Origin of the sequence: Microbacterium sp. CPCC 204701 (assembly GCF_004010105.1) — a bacterium.
Lineage (GTDB): Bacteria > Actinomycetota > Actinomycetes > Actinomycetales > Microbacteriaceae > Microbacterium.
On the sequence record NZ_RRYE01000191.1, the window covers coordinates 1 to 5,803 of the forward strand.

Sequence of the window (5,803 nt, forward strand, 5' to 3'; positions counted from 1 at the left end):
GGCGCCGCGCGGCAGCGGCTCGCGGAGCTCGCCGCGACCGCGTCGCCGGTCCGTACCGCGTGAGACCGCCGACCCGGCGACGGGCCGACCCCACTGGCACCAACGACGCAAGCCCGGCCCCTCGTGGGGACCGGGCTCGACACGCCTCGCGCGGTTGCGCGCGGGTTCAGTGTGGCAGCGTCAGCGCGCGGCCGAGCCCTCCACGTAGTCCTCGTCCTGCTGCTTCCATGCGAACAGCGCGCGGAGATCCTTGCCGACGGCCTCGATGGGGTGCTGGGCGGCCTTCTCGCGCAGCTCGAGGAACTCCTTCCCGCCGTTGTCCTGGTCGTCGATGAAGCGCTTCGCGAACGCGCCGGACTGGATGTCGGCGAGCACGGCCTGCATGTTCTCCTTGACGTGCGGGTCGATGACGCGCGGGCCCGAGACGTAGTCGCCGTACTCGGCGGTGTCGGAGACCGACCAGCGCTGCTTGGCGATGCCGCCCTCCCACATCAGGTCGACGATGAGCTTGAGCTCGTGCAGCACCTCGAAGTATGCGATCTGCGGCTGGTAGCCCGCCTCGGTCAGCGTCTCGAAGCCGTACTGCACCAGCTGCGACACGCCGCCGCACAGCACGGTCTGCTCGCCGAACAGGTCGGTCTCGGTCTCTTCGGTGAACGTCGTCTTGATGACGCCCGCACGCGTGCCGCCGATGGCCTTCGCGTACGAGAGCGCGGTCTGCCACGCCGTGCCGGAGGCATCCTGCTCCACCGCGATGATGTCGGGGATGCCGCGACCCGCGACGTACTCGCGACGCACGGTGTGACCGGGAGCCTTGGGGGCGACGAGGATCACGTCGACGCCCTCGGGTGCCTGGATGTAGCCGAAGCGGATGTTGAAGCCGTGCGCGAACGCGAGGGTCTTCCCCGGCGCGAGCTTGTCCTTGATGCTCTCGCTGAAGATCGACCGCTGGTGCTGATCGGGCGCGAGGATCATGATGAGGTCCGCCCACTCGGCGGCGTCGGCGACCGACTTGACCTCGAAGCCCTCGTCCTGCGCCTTCTCGGCCGACTTGGAGCCGTCCTTGAGCGCGATGACGACCTCGACGCCCGAGTCCCGCAGGTTCTGGGCGTGTGCGTGGCCCTGCGAGCCGTAGCCGACGATCGCGACCTTTCGGTCCTGGATGATGCTCAGGTCGGCATCGGCGTCGTAGAAGATCTCAGCCATCTTCGTGTTTCTCCTTGATGTTGTGGTTCGGAAGGACGGATGCCGCGACTCAGCCGCGCAGCACCCGCTCGGTGATGCTCTTGCCGCCGCGGCCGATCGCGAGCAGGCCCGACTGCGCGAGCTCCTTGACGCCGAACGGCTCGAGGGCGCGCAGGAACGCGTCGATCTTGCCCTTGTCGCCGGTGACCTCGACCACGACCGCGTCGGGGGCGTAGTCGACGATCTGCGCACGGAACAGGTTCACGACCTCCAGCACGTTCGAGCGCGTCTGGTTGTCGGCGCGCACCTTGATCAGCATGTGCTCTCGCTGCACCGATGCCGCGGGGTCGAGCTCGACGATCTTGATGACGTTGACCAGCTTGTTCAGTTGCTTGGTCACCTGCTCCAGCGGAAGCCCCTCCACATCGACGACGACCGTGATGCGCGACAACCCCGGCACCTCGGTGACGCCCACCGCGAGCGACTCGATGTTGAATCCGCGACGGGCGAAAAGACCCGCGACGCGGGTGAGCAGACCGGGCTTGTTCTCGACGAGAAGGCTCAGCACGTGGCTCGACATGTTCTCTTCCTCCCCGCTCAGTCTTCTTGCTCGAACGCCGGCGCGTGGTCGCGCGCGTACTGGACGTAGCTGTTGCTGACGCCCTGCGGGACCATCGGCCACACCATCGCGTCGGCGCTCACGACGAAGTCGATGACGACGGGACGATCGTTGGTCTCGAGCGCGGTCTTGATCGCGGCATCCACGTCCTCCTCCCTCTCGACACGGATCGCGAGACAGCCGTACGCCTCGGCGAGCTTGACGAAGTCGGGGATGCGGACGGTGTCGTGACCGGTGTTGAGGTCGGTGTTGGAGTAGCGGCCGTCGTAGAACAGCGTCTGCCACTGGCGCACCATGCCCAGCGACGAGTTGTTGATGATCGCGACCTTGATCGGGATGTCGTTGATCGCGCAGGTCGCGAGCTCCTGATTGGTCATCTGGAAGCAGCCGTCGCCGTCGATCGCCCACACGTGCCGCTCGGGCTCGGCGACCTTCGCGCCCATGGCGGCCGGCACCGCGTAGCCCATGGTGCCCGCGCCGCCCGAGTTCAGCCATGAGTTCGGACGCTCGTACTTGATGAACTGCGCGGCCCACATCTGGTGCTGGCCGACGCCCGCGGCGAACACGCCCTCGGGTCCGGTCAGCTCGCCGATGCGCTGGATCACGTACTGCGGCGACATCAGGCCGTCGGTGGGCTGCGAGTAGCCGAGCGGGAACTCGTCGCGCAGACCATCCAGGAACGACCACCACTCGGTGATGTCGGGCTCCGCCGCACCGCTGACGGCGCGATAGGCGACGTCGAGGTCGACGAGAACCTCCTTGAGGTCCCCTACGATCGGCACGTCGGCGGCGCGGATCTTCGAGATCTCGGCCGGGTCGATGTCGACGTGCACGACCTGCGCATTCGGCGCGAACAGCGCCGCCTTGCCCGTCACGCGGTCGTCGAACCTCGCACCGAGGGCGACGATGAGATCCGCCTCCTGCAGCGCGAGAACGGCGGGCACGGTGCCGTGCATGCCGGGCATGCCGAGGTGCTGCTGGTGCGAGTCGGGGAAGGCGCCGCGTGCCATGAGCGTCGTCACGACGGGCGCGCCGGTCGTCTCGGCGAGCGTGCGCAGCTCGTCGGACGCCTGGGCCCGCACGACGCCGCCTCCGACGTACAGCACCGGCTTCCTCGCCGCGGCGATCAGCTGCGCCGCCGCCTGGATCTGCTTGCCGTGCGCCTTCGTGACGGGGCGGTACCCGGGCAGGTCGATCCTGGGAGGCCACACGAAGGGCGCCTCGGCCTGCTGCGCGTCCTTGGTGATGTCGACGAGCACGGGGCCGGGGCGGCCCGTGGAGGCGATCTCGAATGCCGCGGCGATCGCCCCAGGGATCTCGGAAGCGTCCTTCACGAGGAACGAATGCTTGGTGATCGGCATCGTGATGCCCACGATGTCGGCCTCCTGGAAGGCATCGGTCCCCATCAGGGTCGAGAACACCTGGCCGGTGATGCACACGATCGGCACCGAGTCCATGTAGGCGTCGGCGATCGCGGTCACGAGATTCGTCGCTCCAGGGCCCGAGGTCGCGATCGCGACGCCGACCTTGTTGGATGACGCGGCATAGCCCTCGGCTGCGTGACCGGCGCCCTGCTCGTGCCGCACGAGGATGTGTCGCAGATCGCTCGCGTCCATGAGCGGGTCGTAGACCGGGAGGATGGCGCCGCCCGGCAGCCCGAAGACGTCGGTGACGCCGAGCAGCTCGAGCGAGCGGACGACCGCTTCTGCGCCCGTGAGCACGGGCACGGCGGCGGTGCGAGCGGGTGGCCGTGGAACGGCGGCAGCGGTTTCGGCGGGCATGGTGAGATCCTCGAAATCGGTCGAAGGGATGTCGGGAAGCCGAGTTCAGCCGGTCGTCGCGCCTTCGGCAGCGGAGCGCACGAGTCGGGAGTACTTGGCAAGGACGCCACGGGTATAGCGCGGAGGAAGTGGCTCCCAGCCAGAGCGGCGGGAGCTCAGCTCTGCCTCGTCGACGAGTAGGTCGAGAGTGCGAGCCGCGATATCGACCCGTATCAGATCACCATCGCGCACGAAGGCGATGGGACCTGCGTCCACCGCTTCGGGTGCTATGTGGCCGATGCACAGGCCGGTTGTGCCGCCTGAGAATCGTCCGTCCGTCAAGAGTAGTACATCTTTTCCGAGGCCCGCGCCCTTGATGGCGGCGGTGATGGCGAGCATCTCGCGCATGCCCGGTCCGCCCTTGGGGCCTTCGTAGCGGATCACGATGACATCGCCCGGGTCGATGGCGCCCGCCTCGAGCGCGTCCATCGCGGCACGCTCGCGCTCGAACACGCGGGCGGGGCCTTCGAACACCGCGGCGTCGAAGCCGGCGGTCTTCACGACCGCACCCTCGGGCGCGAGCGAGCCGTGCAGGACCGTGATCCCGCCGGTGGCGTGGATCGGGTCGTCGAAGCGGTGGATGACGTCGCCGTCGACGGGGTCGGGATCGAGGTCGGCGAGGTTCTCGGCCAGCGTCTTGCCGGTCACCGTCAGCGCGTCGCCGTGGAGCAGGCCTTCGTCGAGCATCGCCTTCATGATGACCGGGATGCCGCCGTGACGGTCGACGTCGTTCATGACGTACTTGCCGAACGGCTTCATGTCGGCCACGTGCGGCACCCTGTCGCCGATGCGGTTGAAGTCGTGCAGGCTCAGCTCGATGTCGGCCTCGCGGGCGATGGCGAGAAGGTGCAGCACGACGTTGGTCGAGCCGCCGAGCGCCATCGCGAGGGCGATCGCGTTCTCGAACGCCTCCTTCGTCAGGATGTCGCGCGTCGTGATGCCGAGACGCAGCAGGTTGACGACGGCTTCGCCGGAACGGTGCGCGAAATAGTCGCGGCGGCGGTCGGCCGACGGCGGCGCCGCCGATCCCGGGAGGCTGAGGCCGAGTGCCTCGGCGACCGACGCCATGGTGTTGGCGGTGTACATGCCGCCGCAGGCGCCCTCGCCCGGCGCGATCGCGCACTCGATGCGCTTGAGGTCCGCCTCGCTCATCTTGCCGGCCAGGCATGCCCCCACGGCCTCGAACGAGTCGATGATCGTGACGTCCTTCTCGGTGCCGTCGCTGAGCTTGACCCAGCCCGGCGCGATCGATCCGGCGTAGAGGAAGACGCTCGACAGGTCGAGGCGTGCGGATGCCATGAGCATCCCGGGGATCGACTTGTCGCAGCCCGCGAGGAGCACCGTGCCGTCGAGTCGCTCGGCCATGACGACGGTTTCGACGGAGTCGGCGATGACCTCCCGCGAGACGAGCGAGAAGTGCATGCCCTCGTGGCCCATCGAGATGCCGTCCGAGACCGAGATCGTGCCGAACTGCAGCGGATAGCCGCCGCCGGCGTGCACGCCCTCCTTGGCGCCCTGCGCGAGCCGGTCCAGGCTCAGATTGCACGGGGTGATCTCGTTCCAGCTGGACGCGATGCCGATCTGGGGCTTGTCCCAGTCCTCGTCGCCCATGCCGACCGCGCGGAGCATGCCGCGTGATGTGGTCGCTTCGATGCCGTCCGTGACGACCCGGCTGCGAGGCTTGATGTCTATGGAGTTCTCGGGCTGGGGCATGGCACAGAGTCTATTCCCGACCGATGGTCCTCTCGGCCCGCGTGACGGTCACGCCCGGGCGCGGGTCCGCTCGGCCGCGAGCAGCGAAAGCAGCTCGGCGAGCGCGACGATGTCGGGCACCCGCACGGCGGCAGCGGTGGCCCCGTCGCCGACCCTCACGCCGAGGTCGGCGTCGCCGAGACTCCGCATCGCGTCTTCGTCGGTGACGTCGTCCCCGGCGAAGAGGACGGCGGTCGCACCGACGCGATCGCGCAGCTCGGCGATCGCGGAGTCCTTGCCCTCGTGCCGGAACGCGAACTCGACGATGTTGTGACCCGTGCGGCGCCGCCAGTGCGGCGCCGCGGCTGCGATGATCTCGTCCACGAGCCGGTGGGCCTCGTCCGTCGCTGCGTCATCGGCGAGGCGGGTATGCACCGCGAACCCGAAAGTCTTCGGCTCGATCCACACGCCGCGCAGGTGTGCGACC

At 68.6% G+C, this 5,803-nt stretch carries 5 protein-coding genes; all 5 read right to left on the reverse strand.

From position 1 onward, the window contains the following. Nucleotides 1-180: 180 nt before the first annotated feature. Nucleotides 181-1,206, reverse strand: coding sequence for a ketol-acid reductoisomerase (gene ilvC / locus EIO58_RS11470; protein ID WP_127819655.1), 1,026 nt, complete (start codon nt 1,204-1,206; stop codon nt 181-183). A 49-nt stretch (nt 1,207-1,255) separates the two neighbouring features. Further along, nucleotides 1,256-1,765 (reverse strand): acetolactate synthase small subunit, encoded by a 510-nt coding sequence (gene ilvN, locus EIO58_RS11475; RefSeq protein ID WP_127819656.1) that lies wholly within the window; start codon nt 1,763-1,765, stop codon nt 1,256-1,258. A gap of 17 nt (nt 1,766-1,782) precedes the next feature. Further along, nucleotides 1,783-3,585 (reverse strand): acetolactate synthase large subunit, encoded by a 1,803-nt coding sequence (locus tag EIO58_RS11480; protein ID WP_127819657.1) that lies wholly within the window; start codon nt 3,583-3,585, stop codon nt 1,783-1,785. 45 nt (nt 3,586-3,630) lie between these two features. After that, on the reverse strand, nt 3,631-5,337 hold the full coding sequence (gene ilvD / locus EIO58_RS11485; protein WP_127819658.1) for a dihydroxy-acid dehydratase: 1,707 nt from the start codon (nt 5,335-5,337) through the stop codon (nt 3,631-3,633). Nucleotides 5,338-5,385: 48 nt separating this feature from the next. Beyond that, a partial coding sequence (locus EIO58_RS11490; protein WP_274543212.1) for a trehalose-phosphatase occupies nt 5,386-5,803 on the reverse strand: 418 nt, incomplete at its 5' end.

Excerpts from the sequence above, each read along its gene's own strand:
- ilvC (WP_127819655.1), bottom strand. The coding sequence starts at position 1,206 with ATGGCTGAGATCTTCTACGACGCCGATGCCGACCTGAGCATCATCCAG.
- ilvN (WP_127819656.1), bottom strand. The coding sequence starts at position 1,765 with ATGTCGAGCCACGTGCTGAGCCTTCTCGTCGAGAACAAGCCCGGTCTG.
- EIO58_RS11480 (WP_127819657.1), bottom strand. The coding sequence starts at position 3,585 with ATGCCCGCCGAAACCGCTGCCGCCGTTCCACGGCCACCCGCTCGCACC.
- ilvD (WP_127819658.1), bottom strand. The coding sequence starts at position 5,337 with ATGCCCCAGCCCGAGAACTCCATAGACATCAAGCCTCGCAGCCGGGTC.